Genomic DNA, 18194 nt, shown 5'->3' on the forward strand with positions numbered 1-18194 from the left:
CGCTGACACACATGAGACAGTCTCGAGTTTTCAACGGCCGGATGCGGTCAGCATCTTCGGCCGTTGGTATTAGATCGGAATGATTCTATTTGAAATCATTCCGCCCAAGCCTTGTTAATCAGTAAGGATAGTTTGTCGTCTTGGTGCAGACGCGGCGGGAGGGACGATAGCCGCCCCATATGGGGTCGCCTATAGCGCCTTCATAACGCACGCTGTCGCAGTCTTCGTCGCGGTCGCGGTCCTTGCCGCGGTCGCTGAAGTCGAGCGAGATCGACAGGGATTTTGACGTGCCGCCGCGCGCATAGCCATAGCCCCGACCATAGCCGTATCCGTAGGGGTCGTAAGCCGACGCCCCATAGTGACCATAGCCCGGCCCGTAGCCATAGCCGTAAGGGTCGCCGTAAATATAGCCGTTATTGCCGTGATCGGTCTGGCTGTAGGCGATGCCCAGCGTGCCGGTTTCGCCCACCGGGATCAGGGTCGCTACATAGGCGCTCTTATAGCCGCCGGTGCCGATGGAGACACCCGCTTCGCCGTGAATCTGACGCTTTTGCGGGCCTGAGTCCGTATCGTCGCGGCCCCAGGAGGTCGGCTGACGGCGGTCGGGAGTGCGCGTCCCGTCCAACGTTGAAAGCACCTGCGCCTGCGTCGCCTTGGCCGTGTCTTCGGCGGTTACGGGCGTCACGCTGGCGGCGGGGGCCGGGGTATCAAGGGCCACCTTGGGGCGGTTGGTGGCCACGATCTCATCGTCGGCCGCCCACACCGACAGGGGCGTGACGACCAGCGTAGCGAGGATCAGACCGGAAAGGGTGAGGGGTTTCAGGCGCATGACAGGGACTGTGAGACGGCTATGCAGCCAAATTAAGGCCGGTGTGTAACGCAGTGGTTTTTACCCCTCACGCGGGGCGGCGGCGGACCCGCGGCGGACGATGAAATAGTCGAGTTGTTGCGCCGCCGGGACGTCACGCCCGTTGATGCGCTCCAGAAGCAGGCGCGTCGCCTCTTCGGCCAGCCCCTTCATCGGCTGATGTACGGTCGAAAGCGGCGGCCATACGCTGCTGGTGCCCGGCGCATCGTCGAAACCGACGATGGAGACGTCTTGCGGCACCGACAGTTTCAGCTTGGCGGCCGCCGCCATGGCACCGAAGGCGATGTAGTCGGCGGCAGCGAAGACAGCGGTCGGGCGGTCGGCCTGAGACAGCAGGGCCTCGGCCTCATCGAAGCCGTTATTGACCCGCACATCGCCGCGCACCACCCATTCCGGTCGCGCCGCCAGCCCGGCCTCGGACAGGGCGCGCAGATAGCCGGACTTGCGGTTGTCGTTCGAGCCGCGCCCGCGCAGGTTTTCGATGAAGGCGATGCGTGTGTGACCCAGTTCGATCAGCCAGCGCGTCAGCTCATAGCCCGCCGCCACATCGTCCATAAACACATAGGGGCTGCGCTCGAAATGCTGGACGGGAGAGATGCGCACCACGGGCACGCCAAGCTCGTCGAACAGGTCGATCATGGCCGCATCATCGCACACCGGCGGGGCCAGCAGCACGCCGTCAAAGCGCGAGGTGGCCAGTTGCGCCTTCATCTGCGCGCGCGGCAGGTGGCGCAGTTCCGCCACCCCTTCGATAATCAGATGATAGCCGGCCTGATGGCAGGCATTGAGGGCGCCGATCTGAAGCTCATGCTGGTAATAGTGGGTGACGGGGCGTTCAAAAATCAGCCCGATCATATAGCTGCGTGACCCCGACAGGGCGCGGGCGGCGGGGTTGGGCTTGAACCCCGTCTCGGCGATCAGCGCCTCGATCTCAGCGCGCTTTTCCGGCCGCACGCCCGGCTGCTTGTTCAGCACCCGCGACACGGTCTTGATGGAAACGCCCGTCAGACGGGCCAGATCGACGATGGTGATACGGGACACGGGCAGACCGAAAAGGAATTAAACTCAAAGCCTAACGTGGGGTTTGCCCCCTGTCCAGACAAAGGCCAAGCAGAGTATGACCCATAGGTCGGGACCAAGGGTTCCGTTTGAACCCGTCAGAATATCAACTACTTCGCGTCACCAGGAAAAAGGAAGCGGACTCCTTGCGTTGCCGCCGGGTGATAGATGGTCGCGTGGCTCTCATCCTTGAGCGGACGATAGCTCCAGACGATGTTTTCGGCCGGGTTGTTCTGCAGCGCGGTCACCAGACGATCCACACCCGCCTGCATGGTGCCGCCTTCATTGCCGATGGAAAGCCACAGGGTTCGCGGCGTCGCCGTCTTCGTCTTCAAAAATGAATCGGACATTTTGGACAGATTGCCATAGTCCCACCACAGGCTGGGGCTGACGGCGATATATTTCTGAAACTGTCCGCCAAAGCGCAGGAAGGTATCGACCACAAACAGGCCCGCCAGCGACTCACCCATAACTGCGTTCACCCCGTCTGTACGGTAGGCGGCATCGACCAGAGGCCTCAATTCTTCGACCATGAACCGGCGGAAAAGATCGGCCTTTCCGCTGGTCGGCAGCGTCTTTATTTCCTCTGGATCGGTCGAGGGCGTGGTGAGCTCGGCCTTGCGGTCCTTGCTTTCGATGCCGACAACGATCACGGGCGCGTTGGCCCCCCATGTCCCGCCCTGCTGAACCATACTTGCGATGTGCGCAAAATCCTGCCAGCCGTCGCCGCCGTCGAGGAGATAAAGGACCGGATAGCGTTTGTGGGCGGTTGCCGGATCGGCATATTCGGTGGGCAGGGATATGTTGACCCTGCGGGTGTCGCCCAGAATATGCGAAGTGATGCGATACCCCTTGCCGATGTCTACGGGAATCCCCGCGCCGTCGAAACCTGTTTCCTGAGTCGAGGCAGAGGCGACAGTCGCCAGAGCACTCATGGAGGCGCTCAGGAGAAACACCCGCCGCGACAAGACGGAGGCGGGTCTGCCGACACTGGAGGCAGAGGTGTTAAACTTATCCATCTTGGCTAAAGCGTCCCCTTTGGACCGCACTGACGCGGAAAATGGCGCTATGATACCTGCTACACCAGCCCTTGGGAAGTCGTGAGGCTGCGGATTGAAAGCCTTATGAGCCCTATCTTTCAGAGCCCATGTGGCGGGGCAGAATGGAGTATCCTTAGAGATTGTGCTATTTTTGAAACAGTTCATGACAACGTTGACGTATCGACGCTTGCGCAGGGGGTAACACTGCCCTACAGATAGGCCAGACCGCGAAAACGCGGCACCACAGGGGAACGAAATGGCCGCAACTGACCGTCTATCCTTGCGCGAAAAGATCGCTTATGGCGCAGGCGACCTGGGCTTTAACTTCTACTGGACGACCATTTCGGCCTTCGGGCTGATCTTCTTCACCGACGTCTTCGGCCTCGACCCGCTGGCGGCGGGGACCATGCTGCTGATCAGTCGCGTCCTCGATGCTTTTACTGATCCCGTGATGGGGGCGGTGGCTGACCGCACGCGCAGCCGCTGGGGCCGTTTTCGTCCGTGGATTTTCGGGGCCGCCGCGCCGATGGCGGTGCTGGGGGTGCTGTGCTTCTTCACCCCGCCCTTCGATCATGACGGTAAGCTGGTCTATGCCTATCTGACCTATAATTTGCTGATGATTGTCTATACGGTCGCCAACATCCCCTACAGCGCCCTGTCCGGCGTGATGAGCGCCGACGGGCAGGACCGCACCACGCTCAATGCGTTCCGCTTTGTCGGCGGCTTTCTGGGCGGCACAATCGTTACCTATGCCACGCCGCTGCTAGTCAAAAGCTTCGGCGGGGCCAATCCGGCGCAGGGCTGGCCCATCGTTATGGCCATCTATGGCGTGGTGGTCGTTGTCATCATGGCGCTGGTCGTCCTCAATACGCGCGAACGCATCAGCCCGCCGCCACAGCAGGCCTCCAGCCCCTGGCGCGACATCCGCGACCTGTTCGGTAACAAGCCGTGGCTGGTGCTGTTTGCCCTGGCTCTGGTCATCATGGTGACCATCACCCTGCGTATGGCCACCTCAGCCTACTATATGCGCTATGTGGTGGGGCGTGAGGATCTGATCGGGCCGTTCCTGACCTCTTACGGCGTAGCGCTGGCCGCCGGTGCGCTCCTGACGCCCATGATGACCAAATGGATCGACAAGCCGCGCCTGATGATGATCCTGATGGGCGCCGTCGCTGTCCTCTCGGCCAGCTTTTTTGTCATCCCGCCGGATCAGATCGGGCTGATGTTTGCGGTGCAAATACTGATCGGCCTGTGTCTGGGGCCGAAATCGCCGCTGGCCTACGCCATGTATGCCGATGCGGCGGACTATACGGAATACCGCTTCGGACGGCGCGCCACGGCCATGACCTATGCGGCGGCGACCTTTTCGCAAAAGCTGGGCGGAGCGCTGGCCTCTTACCTGATCGGCGCGGGTCTGAAGGCCGTCGATTATGTCGCCAATGGCCCGCAGACCGTCGAAACCAAGGGCATCATAACCGTCCTGATGTCGCTCGCCCCTGCGGCGGCGGCCCTGATCTCGGTCGCTGTGCTGCTGCTGTATAAGCTCGACAAGGCCAGCATGAGCGCCGTCTCGGCTGAACTGGCGCGCCGACGGGCGGCCTTGGAAGAGTGATTAACGTATCTGGTGGCGCAGGTCGTACACACCGCGCCGCGCGGCCAGAACGGCTCCCATCAGGTCGAGGCTTATGCCCGAAAGGTCGGGCTGAAAGCCGTCAATATCGGCCAGTCGGGCGGCGACGAAGTCCACCACCTGCCTCAGGTCGCTGGCACGCGCCAGCTCCTCCACCGGATCAAAGATCAGGTTGATGACCTGACGCCGCAACTCCGGGCGGAAGTCCGTCGAGCCCGCGTACAGACGGACCATGTAGTCGATAATGCGGCTCAGGCCCGCCATCTCGTTCAGCAAGGGCGGACTGAACAGAAAGCGCCTGAACTCGACCGGCTCCGAGCGCGACAGGGCGGCCGCCACAACGAACAGCGCCGCCGTCCAGACGCGGTCGCGGCTGCGCCGCAGCAGGGGCATGTGGCCGTTCATCAGGCGGTCAAAGGCGGGCGTGTCGAATTTCGATAGTTTAATGCCGTTGAGGACCAAGGGCGCCAGTTGCGCCCAGGCTTCGCGACGGCGACCGGTCACCTTCTGCGGCTCCCACGGCTCCACCAGCAGTGCATCGACCAGATCGGCGATGTCGGACAGGGCGTCGGTGGTGGTAGCCACAGCGGGCGAATAGGTCATGAGGAGAGCTTTCAAAAAACCATTTCAGACAACAGGCGGATCAGTCGTTGGCCGCGATCAGTCGCCACTGTGCCGATTTACCGGCAGCAAACAGACGCTGCATGGCCTGACGCACGCCGCGAATAGCCTCGCTGCGTTCGCTGTGATGCGCCACGGGTTCACGGTCCTTGAGCACCTGCCAGAGTTGACCGTCAAAGCGCACTTCGAAGCGGGCAGGCACATGGGCATTGACCAGCCCGGCCTCACCCACGGTCGGCCACAGGGAATCCCAGGTGTCGGCGGGGGAACGGAAAGGGGTCATGTGCAGGCTCCTTGGAGCGATGTGCGGAAAAGTGTGAGCGGTTTTCCGCAAAAACATCGCGACAAAACAAAAATTTAGAGTGAAATGACGATTCAACTCAAAGTCATTTCGCTCTAAATCAAATAAAAAAGCCCGGCGGGGTCGCCGGGCTTCGCAGAGTCAGGCGGCCTGAAGATTGACCGCTGCCGCCTTGCCGCGGTCGCTCTGGACCTCGTATGCGATCTTCTGGCCTTCGACCAGCATCCGCCAGCCGGCGCGTTCGATGGCCGAAATGTGCACGAACACATCATTGCCGCCGTCATCCGGCTGAATAAAACCAAAACCCTTGTTCGGGTTGAACCACTTTACAATACCGACAGCCATGTTGGCCTCCGTTCGCATATAGACGTGCGCCGTCTGCCCCGAAAATCGGGGCGTTCGAAAAAAGAAATGCTTGGGAGAGGCCAATACAGGCAATCAGACAAAGCGGTCTGTGTTTCGAAATTTTACTATAGCATAGCTTGAAATACTTTTCGCTCTAAAAGCGACATCCGAGCGTATTATTTATTCAATCTATCATTTCAGCGACAAGGCGGCGCAATTCTTCCGGCGTAAACAGGGGCGGGGTGGGGATGCGACTCGCAAAGGCACGGTGAAGGGGGGCCGCAACGCGACCGTGACGACCATTCGCGGCCGTGGGGGTATGAGACGTGTACATGATGTTCCTGTCCGCTGAGGGGCGGACTCTAAAAGGTGGGAGCGCACTCGGCGTGGAAGCGGGCGCAGCCAGAACGAGAAGGGGAGATAAGGGTCAGGGACGGCGCTTCGCCAGTCCGGACACAAACACATCTTAAGCGCTAATTGCGGCTTTTCGGTGTCTTTGACCTTTAGCTGACCGAATAGACCGCCGCCGCCACGTCTTTCAGACATTCGCGGAACCAGATCAGGGCCGGGTCGCGGCCGCGCAGGCGGTCCCACACCAGCACCAGTCGCATCGGTTCCGGAGCCACGGGTGAGGGTACGCAGACCAGACCAAACGTCTCGGCCAGCCGTTGCGCCAGCGCTTCGGAGACGGTGGTGAGAAGGTCGCTGTGGCTGACGGCGGCCAGCGCCGCGGTGAAATAGGGGGTGCTGAGGGCGATCCGCCGCGACAGGCCCCGCGCCGCCAGCGCCGCGTCCAGCTCGGACTGGCCGTCGCCGAAAATGCGGATGGCGGCGTGCGGGAAGCGCTCATAATCTTCGGGCGTGACGGGCCGGTCGGCCAGCGGGTGCCCCCGCCGCATCACCAGGGCCAGCCGGTCATAACCCAGCGGCAGGGTCTCGGTGCCGACGGGCAGGGGCGTCGTCTCCAGCGCGAAGGCGAGATCAAGCCGCCCCTGCTGCATCAGGGTGATGGTCTCCGGGCCATAGGCCGAGACCTGAACGTCGATGCCGGGGGCCTCGCGCGCCAGCCGCGCGGTCAGGGCGGGCAGCAGCAGTAGGGTGTGCACATCCGAGGCCACTAGCCGCATCGTGCGCTTTTCCTGCGCCGGGTCGAAGCGATCTTCGCGGAACAGGCCGCGCACCCCCTCTAATGCGCTCGCCACCTGTGGGGCAAGCCGCTCAGCCCTAGGCGTCAGGGTCAGGCCGCCGCCGGAGCGGATGAGTAGCGGGTCGTCGAACAGGTCGCGCAACCGCGAAAGGGCCCGGCTGACGGCGGGCTGGCTGAGGCCCACCTCCTGCGCGGCGTGGGTCACATTGTGCCGCCTCAGCAGGGCCTCAAGCACCGGCAGCAGGTCGAGATCGATAGCGGCTAAATTCTTATTCTGCATAATGTTTATACAAATAATGCATTTTTGGTATAGTGCAATCGGCGGTATCCTTGGACATCAACAGGAGTTCCCCATGTCCGAGAAAATCGTCATCTTCGGTTACGGTCCCGGTGGCCGCAGCCTTACCGAACGTCTGGTCGCCGAAGGCCGTCGGCCCCTGATCACGCAGCGCAAGCGCCCCAAAGACCTGCCGCCGGGCGTCGATTTTATGGCGTCGGATGTGCTGGATGCCGCTGCGGTGCTGGCCGTGACGCGCGGTGCGACCCACATCGTCATCACCATTGGCTTTGAGTATTCGACCGCCGTGTGGCGGCAAAGCTGGCCCGTGGCCATGACGAACCTGCTCAAGGCGGCGCGTGAGACCGGCGCGAAAACGCTCTTCTTCGATAATCTCTATATGTACGGACCGCAAAACGAGCCGATTTCGGAAACGACGCCCTATGCCCGCTGGGGCGGCAAACCGGCGGTACGTCGCGCCATCTCCGAGCAGTGGCAGACGGCGGCGGCGAAGGGCGAGGTGGTGATGAGCGCCCTGCGCGTGCCGGATTTCTACGGTCCCGGCGTCAGCAACAGCCATCTGGGCGATCTGGTCTTCGGGCGTCTGGCGCAGGGCAAGCCCGCGCAACTGATCGCCCCGCCGGATACGCCGCACGATTTCGCCTATATTCCGGATGTGTCGCGCGCTATGGCCCTGCTGCTCGACCTGCCGGTGGGCGAATTTGGACAGGTCTGGCATATGCCGAGCGCGCCGACGCGCACGCCGCGACAACTGATCGCGCTGGGGGCCGAGGCGCTGGGGCAGCCCGCGCGGATTCAGGCCATCCCGCAAAGTCTGCTGCCCGTGCTGGGGCTGGTCACGCCCTTTATGCGCGAACTGCACGACATGCGCTTCCTGTTCGACCGCCCCTACCATATCGACGGCCACAAGCTGAGGCAGCGCTTCGGCTTTGAAGTGACGCCGTTTGAGGTGGGTATCCCGCAAACGGCGCTCAGCTATAGCCGGTGATCGAGCCTAATCCTTTTTGACGAACTCGGCCAGGCGGCTGTTCAGTTCCTGAGCCGTAGCGCGTACTGTATCGGAGATGCCGGCAACTTTCTCGGCGGACTTACCGGTATTTTCGGCGTATTCGGCCACACGGCCCATGGTTTCAGCAACCGACTGCGCCACGGCTCGCTGTTCCTGGGTGGCGGAGGCCACCGAATTGACCAGTTGCGTAATCTGCCCAATGCCGTTGATGACGCCGGACACCGTATCGACCGTCTTACGCGTTTCGGCCTGAATGGCCTCGATGCGCTTGCCGATTTCCGATGTCGCCTTGGCGGTCTGTTCAGACAGGGCCTTGACCTCAGAGGCCACGACCGCAAAGCCCGCACCGGCGGCCCCGGCGCGCGCCGCTTCGATGGTGGCATTGAGCGCCAGCAGCTTGGTCTGTTCGGCGATGGAAGAGACAGTGGACACCACGTCCGAAATGCTGCCCACCGCGCCGGTCAGGCCTTCCAACTGCCGCTTTGTGCCGATACTGGCGCTTTCCACTGCCTCGGCCTCTCTGGCCACGTCGGTGGTACGCATGGCGACTTCGTGGATGGCGGTGGCCTGTTCCGACACCGCATTGGCGACGGTGCCGGTCAGGGTCATGGTTTCGCGGACATAGCCCGACAGCTCACCGGCCTGCGAGGTCACGGCATCGCCGACGCGCGTCATCTCAGCGACCGTATCTTCCATCCCCTTGGCCATGGCCACGCGGTGCGTCACCACGTACCAGACGAGCAGCGGTCTTCCGGCGATGCGGTTGATCTTTAGCTCCAGATATTCCGGCCCGACCTTGATCGTCGTCTGATGGCCATCGCTGCCCATTGCCTTCAGCATCCGGTGCTGATGCTCCGGCACCTTGTGGAAGACGTCGATCTTGGAACCGATGATTTCATCGGCCCTGACGTTGATATATTGCTGGATCTTGCCCAACATGCGGATTGAGGCCTGATTGGCGTAGTCGATGACGAAGGTATCCGGATCGCACGTCATGATCGGCACGGGCAGCTTGTCCAGCGTCTCCAGAAGGCGAGCGATGCGTTCCTGCTGCGCCTTGCGGCTTTCGACGACGGTGGCGATCTTGATAATGCCGGTGACGCGGCCGTTGGTTTCGATGGGCGAATAGGTGGCCTGAAGCGTGACGCGCTGGCCGCCCTTACCCAGCCGTTCAAATTCATCCGAGCGGAAGCGTCCGGCCTTCAGATCGGCCCAGAAGGCGCGATAGTCGTCGCTGGCCGCATAGGCCTGATCGACGAACAGGCTGTGGTGCCGCCCGATGATTTCGCTGCGATTATAGCCCATGGCCTCGCAAAAGCGGTCATTGGCGTCTTCAATGATCCCATCGGGTGTGAAGCAGATGATGGCTTGTGTCCGCGACAGGGCGTCATAGCGGGCGCGGTGGTCGGACTTCGATTTAACGAGCATGGCAAAACCTTACGCAACTTCTAACGTAGCATTGTTACGCCGATGGTAAAGCTCTGGTTAAAATCGAATGGCGCTCTTACAAAAAACTTATGAAATTCAAGGAATTAAATTTAGTTTAACAAGATTATACGGTCAGAAACGGGCGTGGATCACAATCTCCTTCAATTTTTTTTAATGGTGCCCCGGCGCGTAGGGGAAGGTCAGGGATTTATAATAGTCGAGTGACTTTTCCGGCGCCGCCACCCCGGCGGGCAGGGGGCGGCCCGACTTCGACTGGAAATAGGCGATAGAGGCGTCGCGCCACCATTTGGCTTCGCGCGCCTGTATGCGCAGGGTGCTGGCGATCGCCTCGAAGCGTTCGGCATCGACATAGGGCTTCATCGCCGCCCATGTCTGTTGCATAGCGGCGGCGTCCTTCGCCCCTTTGTCATAGGTCAGGACCAGTTCCTCCCACAGGGGGCGGCCGGAGCGCGTGCGGTAGTCCCACGACAGGTGGTGGAACCACAGGAGATAGCGCTCATCCATCGTTTTGGGATCGGCCCAGGCCTTCTGCGCCTGCGGGTCGTACTGGCTCAAGGCATCAGAGCCGGTTTTGGTGCGGTCAAAGCCGATGCCGTTGGCGTCCGCCTTATGGTAATAGACAGGGTTCCAGTCGGGCCGGCCCAGATTATCGACCCATGGGCCGGGGCCATAATGGTGGCCGGTGTCCATCAGGTGATGCAGCCCCAGCGGCGTCATATAGTCGGCCACCGTCTCGCGCGAGCGCATCATCAGGGCGACGACGGGCGTCACAAAGCGCGGGTCTGTGGTAAAGGTCATCTTCGCCCATTCGGCCGCGATGTCGCGCGCCGAGCCTTGCGGGTTCCACGCCAGCCGCCCGAAGGCGTACCAGTTGGCCTGATCGAAGTGCGAGCCGGACCAGTTACGATCCGTGCCGATATTGGCCACGCCCGCCATGCCGCTGAGGGCGTGATGTTCGCCTTCCACGACGCGGGCGACGCTCCAGCCCTTCTGGCCGTTCTGAAAGGTGTCGGCGCGCAGGGTTTCCTCGTAATACTGACCCAGATAGGCGAGGTGGGTGGCAAAGCCCAGATACTCTTTGGTGATCTGGAACTCCATCATCAGCGGCGTTTTGGGCATGGCCCCGAACAAGGGGTGGAAGGGCTCCCGCGGCTGAAAGTCGATGGCGCCGTTCTTCACCTGCACCAGCACATTAGGGGCGAATTTTCCATCATGCGGTTTGAACTCGCTATAGGCCTGCTTGTGGCGGTCGTCGGCGACCTCGGCCTTATAAACAAAGGCCCGCCACATGACGACGCCACGATTTCCGAGGGCTTCGGCCAGCATATTGGCCCCGTCCTCGTGCGTGCGGCCATAGTCCTGCGGACCCGGCTGGCCCTCCGAATTGGCCTTGACGAGGAAGCCGCCGAAGTCGGGGATTTTGGCGTAGATTTCGTCCGCCTTGGCCTTCCACCAGGCACGCACGGTGGGGTCGAGCGGATCGGCGGTCTTTAGGCCGCCCAGTTCGATGGGGGCCGAAAAGCGCGCCGACAGATAGACGCGGATGCCATAAGGGCGGAAGGTGTCGGCCAGCACCGCTGCCTTGTCGAGATAGGGCGCGGTCAGCGATGCCGCCTTGGCATTGACGTTGTTCAGCACTGTGCCGTTGATGCCGATGGAGGCGTTGGCGCGCGCATAATCGGTATAGCGCGGGTCCTTCAGGTCCGGCAGCCGCCACCAGTCCCACAACGATGCGCCAGCATAGCCGCGCTCGACCGTACCGTCGAGATTGTCCCAGTGGTTGAGCAGGCGGAGTTTGACCTTCGGCACGTCGGTGGTGTCGGCGGTGGTGCCGGTCTGGATGTGCCGCAGGTAGGCGAAAGCGCCATACAGCAGACCAATATCGCTGTTGGCGCGGATGCGCACGATCGGCTGACCGTTCTGACGGCCTTTGCGGATCGCATAGCCTTCGCGGCCCAGCGTCGCATCGGGCGTCGCATTCCGCGTCAGAACCACAGAGTGAGCGCTAACATTTTGGGTCACGGAAATCCTGTGCCCGGACAGGCCAGACAGGCCCCGTTGCAGTTCAGCTACCGCCGCCTTGACCGTTGGGGAATCCGCCTGAGCGACGACGGTGCGAGGGAGGGTTTGGGCGCCGGCCACCGGCTTATAGCGCAACCACAGGTCGTATCCATCCTCGGCAAAGGCCGGGGTGGCCAACAGACAGACAAGCGCGCACAGCGCGTGGATAAGCCTACGCATAGTTCCCTCCTGTGGTACCCCGCTTTGCGGGTGCGGTTTTTAAGTTCCTCCCCTGAAACGCCAGTTCGGCGAAGCCAAATCAGGGGAGGTGGATTCGATGCGTTTAGCATCGAAGACGGTTAGGTTTTCAACGCCCCATAACCCCCCTCCGCCGTTCCGGCGGTATCCCCCCTGATATCAGGGGGGAGTCTAAAAGGGCCTACCAGTTAAACAGCGTGCCGTCCTGCAGGCGGTTCACCGGCAGATAGGCGCGCTTATAGGGATACTTCGCCGCCAGGTCTTCGTCGATATCGACGCCGAGGCCTGGCGCTTCGGAGACCATCAGGTCGCCCTTGTCGAAATAATAGCCGTGCGGGAAGACCTCATCGGTTTCCGGCGTATGGCGCATATATTCCTGAATGCCGAAGTTGGGGATCGAGACGTCGAAATGAAGAGCCGCCGCCATGCACACCGGCGACAGGTCGGTCGCGCCGTGGCAGCCGGTGCGCACGTTGTACAACTCGGCGAACGAGGCGATCTTTTTCAGGTGCGAAATGCCGCCCGCGTGCACGACGGTGGCGCGGATATAGTCGATCAACTGGTTCTGAATCAGGTCCTTGGCGTCCCAGATCGACGAGAAGATTTCCCCGACAGCCAGCGGCGTCGTGGTGTGCTGACGGATCAGTTTGAAATTGTCCTGATTTTCCGCGACGACCGAATCCTCCATCCAGAAGGGACGATAGGGCTCAAGGTCGCGCCCCAGACGCCCGGCCTCGATCGGCGTCAGGCGGTGGTGGACGTCGTGCAGCAGGTGGACCTCTTCGCCCAACGCTTCCCGCGCGGCGGCAAACAGTTTCGGCACTACGCGCATATAAGCCTCGGTGGACCAGACGTTTTCAGTCGGCAGGTCGGCGTCGGCGGGCTCGTAGAACATCTTGTCCTTCGACACGCCGTAGGTGGAGGCCAGCCCCGGCACGCCGCATTGCAGGCGGATGGCCTTATAGCCCATGGCCTTATATTCCTGCGCCACCTCGATGGTGTTTTCGATGCTGGTGCCGTTGGCGTGGCCATAGACCATGACGCCGGTGCGCGAACGGCCGCCCAGAAGCTGATAGACGGGCAGGCCAGCGATCTTGCCCTTGATGTCCCACAGCGCCATATCGACGGCGGAAATGGCCGACATGGTCACCGGGCCGCGACGCCAGTAGGCCCCGCGATAGAGATATTGCCAGATGTCCTCAATCTGCTGCGGGTCGCGCCCGATCAGGCAGGGGATCACGTGGTCTTCGAGGTAGGAGACGACCGACAGCTCACGCCCGTTCAGCGTGGCGTCACCAATGCCATAGACGCCTTCGTCCGTCATGATCTTTAGGGTGACGAAATTCCGGCCGGGGCAGGTGACGATGACTTTTGCCGATACGATCTTCATGAGACTTACGCCTTAAATTGGTATGACCTATTCGGCCTTATTGCCGTTTCGCTGCCCCGATGGCAAGCACAAACTGCGTTGCGCCGGACGTTCAATCGTCCGGGATGACCCAAAAAGCCATAAAAATCGTAAGGCTCAGACGGTGCGCGGGGGATGGTTAAGGCCTGTGGCCGTATTGGTCAGGCCAAAAACGGGCGCCTCTTCCTGTCTTTTCCGTTTCAAAATACAGCGCCATGAGGCATAGTCCAGACGAATCCTGATAACGGTCCCATGTCTGACAATCGTAAACGTTACAAACGCATCGCCGACGCCATCGCCGAAGAAATCCGCTCCGGCGTCTATAGTGCGGGCGACCGCCTGCCCACCGAGCGCGAGCTGGCCGTGCAGTTCAAGGTCAGCCGCCCCACCCTGCGTGAGGCGATGATCGCGCTGGAAATCCTGGGCTATATCGAGGCGCGCCAGGGCCACGGCATCGTGGTCAAGGCGGTGTCGCCTGATCCCCTGCCCATGTCCGACTCCGAAATCGGTGCCTTTGAGCTGATCGAGGCGCGCCGCCTGTTCGAAAGCGAGGTGGCGGCGTTGGCGGCCACCCTGATTACGGATGAACAGCTTGATGACCTGAAAAAGCTGGCGCGGCGCATGGACGATCCGTCCCCGGCCGTCTCCGAGCGCGCTGACCGCGAATTTCACATGCTGATTGCGCAGGTGACGGGCAATGGGGCGATTGTCTCGTCGGTTGAGAATCTGTGGGACTGGCGCTACCGCTCACCGCTGGCGCGCAACATTCTGGCGCGCACGGCCAATCTGGGTATGAAGGCGCGTGTTGCCGAGCACAGCCAGATCATTGAGGCGCTGGAAAAGCGCTCGCCCGACGCGGCGCGTCAGGCCATGCGTGAGCACATGGACCGCGTGATCGAGCACCTCCTGGCCACGACCGAACTGGTCGAGGTCGAAAAGGCGCGCGCCGCCGGTGAGGCGCGGCGTAAGGCGCTGGCCAAACGGTTCCTGAAGGCATAAAAAAACCTGCCCCTTACGGAGCAGGCTTTTTGCATTTGAAGCTTCAGGCGCGTTACGCCCGGCGGCCCCGCAACATGCGGCTGAGCGCAATCAGCAGACACGCCCCGATGACACCGGCGACCAGATAGCCGATCACGCCGCCGAACGAGATGCCGAGGATGGCCAGAAGCCCATTGGCCACGGCGGCCCCGATGACCCCCAGCAGGATGTTCATGAACAGACCCTGTTCGGACTTCATCAGTTGTTCGGCGATCCAGCCGGCAAAGGCACCGACGATCAGGGCTGTCAGCCAGCCGATGGAATTCTCGTTCATGGAAATAGCCTCCTCAAAAGTCAGGAGCCGAAAGGCCCGTGTACTGAGGTTCACCCTCTCACGCGTCTGATAAGGCCAAAATGCCGCCGTGGGGCCGTCGCATAAAAACCGCGCAAGGCTCCGGCCACAAAAAACCGCCGCCTGTGAGGCACAGGCGGCGGTGAGTTTGGGAGGAAATAGAGCGCTTAACGTTTGATCGTGAAGCCGACGAAGAAGCGACGACCGAAATAGCCCTGCTCGGTCAGGAGATTGCCAACGCCGGTGGAGGTGGTCTCCTCTTCCTTGGTCAGGTTCTTGCCTTCCATGAAGAGGCTGAGGCCGCGCGGACCGGGCTTCCAGGTGATCTTGCCATCCAGATAGCCGGTTTCGTCACGATAGAGCGGTTGACCATAGCTGTCGGCGGCGCTGACCAGCCACTTCGAGCGGTAATTATAGGCCAGACGCGCATTGATCGGGCCCTTGTCGTACCAGAAGGTGAAGTTATAGCTGTCGGTCGAAAGACCGGGGAAGGGCAGGGGTGAGCCGTCAAGCTGGCTGTAGAGGCCGACATCCTTGGCTTCCTGATAGGTGTAGTTGGCATCGGCGCCGAAGCCCGACATCCAGCCCGGCAGGAAGGTGAAGGCGGTTTTGGCCGTCAGTTCGAGACCCGAAATCTTGGCCCCCTCACCATTGATATAGGTGGTCAGGGAATACTGGGTTCCATCGCCGAAGTAATCGACCAGCCCCACCGGAACCCGCGAAGAGACATAGAAGGATTTGATGTTCTTGTAGAACAGCCCCAGCGTCACCTGCGTATCCTTGTTGGGATAGTATTCGAAGCTCAGGTCATACTGTTTGGCGCGGTAAGGCTTGAGCGACGGGTTGCCCGCGACGCAGGTGTCGGCCGTATCGGAGTCCGTACCGTCATTGGTGTAGTTGATGGTGCAGGTCACCGAGGGCATCAGATAGTTCACCAACGGACGCGCCATCAGGTCGGCAAAGCCCGCACGCGCCGACAGCGTGTTCGGGATGAACCACACTCCGGCGTTAAAGCTGGGCAGCCACACCGTATAATCCTTGGTGATGGAGGTCTGGCTGTTCGACACGGTGTAGGTGGTGGCCACGTTGTTGATGTAACGGATTTCCTGACGCGTATTGACGCCCGAAGCCGTCGTTTGCGTATTGACGCGACGCCAGCCAAAATTCCCGCTCACGTCCCAGCCATTCCACGGGAAGGCATAGTTGAACTTCAGATACTGCGCGTCGGTCGTTTCGGAAACGCGGTAAGGGATGCGGTTATAGGTTTTGCCGTCGCTGCCCGTCGTCGTTTCCAGATTGTCCAGATTGAAGTGCGATGTATCGAGGTACTGCGCCACGGTCGCAAAGTCCGGATAGTTCCAGGTGGTCGGGATATTGCCGCCGCCGTAATAGAAGCTGGAAGACAACGGCGTCATGGCCGCCGCGAAGACGCTGTTCGAGAAGTTTCTCGACCAGGTTTCGGTCGTGGACCAGTAGCCGGTCTGATACGCGGCAACCGCGGCGGCGGCGGCCGTCTGATCGGCGGTCTGGTTGGGGGAAATGGTGGCTGTCGAGTTGATCTGGTTGGCATAGACGACGGTATCGTCTGTCGCCGAGGCCAGATTGCTGCCGGCGCTGACGATCATCCCGTCGCCACCGCCAAAGATCAGTGCCCCGTAGCCATAGGTTTCGCTATCGGTCGCGCGGGCACCGAATTCGATCTTGTCTATGATCGGCCAGCGCGTGTCATAATCGAAGTCGAGCTTGTACTGCTGTTCCTCGGAATGGGCATTCGATGGACGATACTGGATCTGCCACTGGCTGACCGCAGAGGCGTCGGTCGGGCTATAGCCCGTGGGGAAGGTGAAGACCGGAGCGCCCGCGCTGTTGAGGCTTACGACCAGACCGGGCACGTTGTAGCTGACGCTGACATTGTTGGTTTCTGACACGGTGTCAGTTTTGGCCACCGAGCCCTGGAACTCCGCCTTCAGGCGATCGCCCTTATAATTGGCGCCAAAGCCGTAATAGTCGCTTTCGGTGGTGTATTTGAAATCGCGCGCACTGACGCTGAAGGCGTTGGAGCCACCGCGGCCGGTGGTGGTCACACAGTTACCGGCGGTGTAGCTGCTCACCACGTGATTGACTACAGTGGTCGATCCGGCAGGCACGGTGGAACCGCAGGCCGTACTGGTCGCTGAGGTGACATTATACAGACGGTTCACCGAGGTGAAGTCTGTGCCATAGTTGATGTCGTTCAGCCTCTGGTCGCGGGTATTGCGATTATAGCTGACATAGGCGTCGATGCGGTCAGTGAAACGGTACTGCGCAACGAATTCAGCCGAGGCGCGCTGGTCATTTCGGGTCCACACGCCGTAACGCGGCACGCGCGGATTGTAGTCGTACCATTGCGACAGACAGTTGTTGCGCTGTGCCGTCACCACACTGCCGGAACCGGGATAGGCTGAATTACAGCCGGCCTGCGTCGTGATCGCATTATAGGCCGCGATATTGGCGGCGGAGTCGGTAGGCGAGTAATAGTTGGCCGTTTTTTCCGCCGAACCGTCGAGATCGGCCAGACGCACCCAGGCCGTATTGCGCAGATAGTCACCGCGCGTATCGACATTATCGAAGGTGATGTTGGCCATCAGCCCCAGCTTGCCATCCAGCAGACGCGTCGCGCCGAAGAAGTTGCTGCGCGGCTTCCAGCCATCTTCTGTGTCAAGGTTTTGCAGCGAGGCGGTGATGGAGAAGGTCGGCTTTTTGAAGTCGAGTGGTTTGCGCGTTTTGACGCTGACTGTACCGCCGACGCCGCCTTCGGTCATATCGGCCGTGAAGCCTTTGAACACGTCGATCGACTGCACCAGTTCCGAGGCCAGTTCGCGGAAGTCATTGGATCGCCCGCCGCCGCCATAGGTATTGAGGTTGCCCGCCGTTGACAGGGTGCTCATGCCATTGATTTCGACACGGTTCAGATCGGGTTCCACCCCGCGGATGGAGACCGAGTTGCCTTCACCAAAATCGCGGGCCAGTTGAACGCCGGTAATGCGACCCAGCGCTTCGCCGACATTCTTATCCGGGAACTGCGCAATATCATCGGCCACGATGGAATCAGAGACTGTGCCGGCCTTTTTCTTCCGATTGATCGCCGATTGCTGAGATTGGCGCGTGCCGGTGACGATGACGGTTTCAATGTCTTCTTTGGCCGGGGCAGCGGGGGCGGCCTCCTGCGCAAAGGCGACGCCGGACAGGCCCAGCAGGGCCACCGCAGTCAGGGCGGAGGCGCTTTTCAGGCGCGTGGAAAGGAGGCGGGGGGAGGGGCTGCGGATCATACCTTTGAGGCTCCTGAGCAATCTGCGGGGCGGCGGTCCGGTGGTCATCCGGGGAGGGGGACGACGGCGCGCGGACACCGGCGGACAAATCAAAACGGGAGACAGGCCGGACGCCGCCCTCT

General features: G+C 61.3%; 15 protein-coding genes. 3 read left to right on the top strand and 12 right to left on the bottom strand.

Going from position 1 to position 18194, the window contains the following annotated elements; all coding sequences use genetic code 11:
- Nucleotides 1-118 precede the first annotated feature (118 nt).
- The 3 genes from EM6_RS17645 to EM6_RS11645 all read right to left on the bottom strand — a co-directional run bounded on the left by EM6_RS17645 (nt 119) and on the right by EM6_RS11645 (nt 2862).
- Nucleotides 119-829, bottom strand: coding sequence for a hypothetical protein (locus EM6_RS17645; RefSeq protein WP_197723652.1), 711 nt, complete (start codon nt 827-829; stop codon nt 119-121).
- Nucleotides 830-889: 60 nt separating this feature from the next.
- Nucleotides 890-1909 carry a LacI family DNA-binding transcriptional regulator gene (locus EM6_RS11640; RefSeq protein ID WP_126423207.1) on the bottom strand — a complete coding sequence of 340 codons (1020 nt, stop codon included), beginning with the start codon at nt 1907-1909 and terminating at the stop codon, nt 890-892.
- Nucleotides 1910-2037: 128 nt separating this feature from the next.
- The gene (locus EM6_RS11645) at nt 2038-2862 is read right to left on the bottom strand and encodes an alpha/beta hydrolase (protein WP_232037158.1); all 825 of its coding nucleotides are present in this window, start codon (nt 2860-2862) and stop codon (nt 2038-2040) included.
- 361 nt (nt 2863-3223) lie between these two features.
- Between EM6_RS11645 and EM6_RS11650 the strand changes: the two genes are divergently transcribed.
- On the top strand, nt 3224-4579 hold the full coding sequence (locus EM6_RS11650; protein WP_126423210.1) for an MFS transporter: 1356 nt from the start codon (nt 3224-3226) through the stop codon (nt 4577-4579).
- On the opposite strand, the gene EM6_RS11655 is transcribed toward EM6_RS11650, so the two are convergent.
- From EM6_RS11655 to EM6_RS11670, 4 genes are all read right to left on the bottom strand, one after another.
- The gene (locus EM6_RS11655; RefSeq protein ID WP_126423212.1) at nt 4580-5200 is read right to left on the bottom strand and encodes a hypothetical protein; all 621 of its coding nucleotides are present in this window, start codon (nt 5198-5200) and stop codon (nt 4580-4582) included.
- A gap of 40 nt (nt 5201-5240) precedes the next feature.
- The gene (locus EM6_RS11660) at nt 5241-5501 is read right to left on the bottom strand and encodes a hypothetical protein (protein ID WP_126423214.1); all 261 of its coding nucleotides are present in this window, start codon (nt 5499-5501) and stop codon (nt 5241-5243) included.
- A gap of 159 nt (nt 5502-5660) precedes the next feature.
- Nucleotides 5661-5864: a cold-shock protein gene (locus tag EM6_RS11665; RefSeq protein WP_013480794.1), complete on the bottom strand. Its 204-nt coding sequence runs from the start codon at nt 5862-5864 to the stop codon at nt 5661-5663.
- Nucleotides 5865-6367: 503 nt separating this feature from the next.
- Nucleotides 6368-7291, bottom strand: coding sequence for a LysR family transcriptional regulator (locus EM6_RS11670; RefSeq protein WP_126423216.1), 924 nt, complete (start codon nt 7289-7291; stop codon nt 6368-6370).
- Nucleotides 7292-7364: 73 nt separating this feature from the next.
- Here EM6_RS11670 and EM6_RS11675 point away from each other — a divergent pair, with 73 nt between their 5' ends.
- Complete coding sequence (locus tag EM6_RS11675) at nt 7365-8297, top strand: NAD-dependent epimerase/dehydratase family protein (RefSeq protein ID WP_126423217.1); 933 nt, start codon at nt 7365-7367, stop codon at nt 8295-8297.
- A gap of 6 nt (nt 8298-8303) precedes the next feature.
- Here EM6_RS11675 and EM6_RS11680 read toward each other — a convergent pair whose 3' ends face one another.
- The 3 genes from EM6_RS11680 to manD all read right to left on the bottom strand — a co-directional run bounded on the left by EM6_RS11680 (nt 8304) and on the right by manD (nt 13416).
- On the bottom strand, nt 8304-9746 hold the full coding sequence (locus EM6_RS11680; protein WP_126423219.1) for a methyl-accepting chemotaxis protein: 1443 nt from the start codon (nt 9744-9746) through the stop codon (nt 8304-8306).
- 171 nt (nt 9747-9917) lie between these two features.
- Nucleotides 9918-12008 carry an alpha-glucuronidase family glycosyl hydrolase gene (locus tag EM6_RS11685; protein WP_126423221.1) on the bottom strand — a complete coding sequence of 697 codons (2091 nt, stop codon included), beginning with the start codon at nt 12006-12008 and terminating at the stop codon, nt 9918-9920.
- A gap of 199 nt (nt 12009-12207) precedes the next feature.
- Nucleotides 12208-13416 carry a D-mannonate dehydratase ManD gene (gene manD / locus EM6_RS11690; RefSeq protein WP_126423223.1) on the bottom strand — a complete coding sequence of 403 codons (1209 nt, stop codon included), beginning with the start codon at nt 13414-13416 and terminating at the stop codon, nt 12208-12210.
- A 270-nt stretch (nt 13417-13686) separates the two neighbouring features.
- On the opposite strand from manD, the gene EM6_RS11695 reads away from it, so the two are divergent.
- A complete protein-coding gene (locus tag EM6_RS11695; protein WP_126423225.1) occupies nt 13687-14433 on the top strand; it encodes a FadR/GntR family transcriptional regulator in 747 nt (248 codons plus the stop codon).
- A 52-nt stretch (nt 14434-14485) separates the two neighbouring features.
- Here EM6_RS11695 and EM6_RS11700 read toward each other — a convergent pair whose 3' ends face one another.
- Nucleotides 14486-14746 (bottom strand): GlsB/YeaQ/YmgE family stress response membrane protein, encoded by a 261-nt coding sequence (locus EM6_RS11700; RefSeq protein WP_126423226.1) that lies wholly within the window; start codon nt 14744-14746, stop codon nt 14486-14488.
- A 185-nt stretch (nt 14747-14931) separates the two neighbouring features.
- Nucleotides 14932-18072, bottom strand: coding sequence for a TonB-dependent receptor (locus EM6_RS11705; protein WP_126423229.1), 3141 nt, complete (start codon nt 18070-18072; stop codon nt 14932-14934).
- Between the last annotated feature and the right edge of the window lie 122 nt (nt 18073-18194).

The sequence above is a fragment of the Asticcacaulis excentricus genome, from assembly GCF_003966695.1.
Lineage (GTDB): Bacteria > Pseudomonadota > Alphaproteobacteria > Caulobacterales > Caulobacteraceae > Asticcacaulis > Asticcacaulis excentricus_A.

Excerpts from the sequence above, each read along its gene's own strand:
- EM6_RS11675 (WP_126423217.1), top strand. The coding sequence starts at position 7,365 with ATGTCCGAGAAAATCGTCATCTTCGGTTACGGTCCCGGTGGCCGCAGC.
- EM6_RS11685 (WP_126423221.1), bottom strand. The coding sequence starts at position 12,008 with ATGCGTAGGCTTATCCACGCGCTGTGCGCGCTTGTCTGTCTGTTGGCC.
- EM6_RS11655 (WP_126423212.1), bottom strand. The coding sequence starts at position 5,200 with ATGACCTATTCGCCCGCTGTGGCTACCACCACCGACGCCCTGTCCGAC.
- EM6_RS11695 (WP_126423225.1), top strand. The coding sequence starts at position 13,687 with ATGTCTGACAATCGTAAACGTTACAAACGCATCGCCGACGCCATCGCC.
- EM6_RS11700 (WP_126423226.1), bottom strand. The coding sequence starts at position 14,746 with ATGAACGAGAATTCCATCGGCTGGCTGACAGCCCTGATCGTCGGTGCC.
- EM6_RS11670 (WP_126423216.1), bottom strand. The coding sequence starts at position 7,291 with ATGCAGAATAAGAATTTAGCCGCTATCGATCTCGACCTGCTGCCGGTG.
- EM6_RS11665 (WP_013480794.1), bottom strand. The coding sequence starts at position 5,864 with ATGGCTGTCGGTATTGTAAAGTGGTTCAACCCGAACAAGGGTTTTGGT.
- EM6_RS11650 (WP_126423210.1), top strand. The coding sequence starts at position 3,224 with ATGGCCGCAACTGACCGTCTATCCTTGCGCGAAAAGATCGCTTATGGC.
- manD (WP_126423223.1), bottom strand. The coding sequence starts at position 13,416 with ATGAAGATCGTATCGGCAAAAGTCATCGTCACCTGCCCCGGCCGGAAT.
- EM6_RS11680 (WP_126423219.1), bottom strand. The coding sequence starts at position 9,746 with ATGCTCGTTAAATCGAAGTCCGACCACCGCGCCCGCTATGACGCCCTG.
- EM6_RS11660 (WP_126423214.1), bottom strand. The coding sequence starts at position 5,501 with ATGACCCCTTTCCGTTCCCCCGCCGACACCTGGGATTCCCTGTGGCCG.
- EM6_RS17645 (WP_197723652.1), bottom strand. The coding sequence starts at position 829 with ATGCGCCTGAAACCCCTCACCCTTTCCGGTCTGATCCTCGCTACGCTG.
- EM6_RS11705 (WP_126423229.1), bottom strand. The coding sequence starts at position 18,072 with ATGATCCGCAGCCCCTCCCCCCGCCTCCTTTCCACGCGCCTGAAAAGC.
- EM6_RS11645 (WP_232037158.1), bottom strand. The coding sequence starts at position 2,862 with ATGAGTGCTCTGGCGACTGTCGCCTCTGCCTCGACTCAGGAAACAGGT.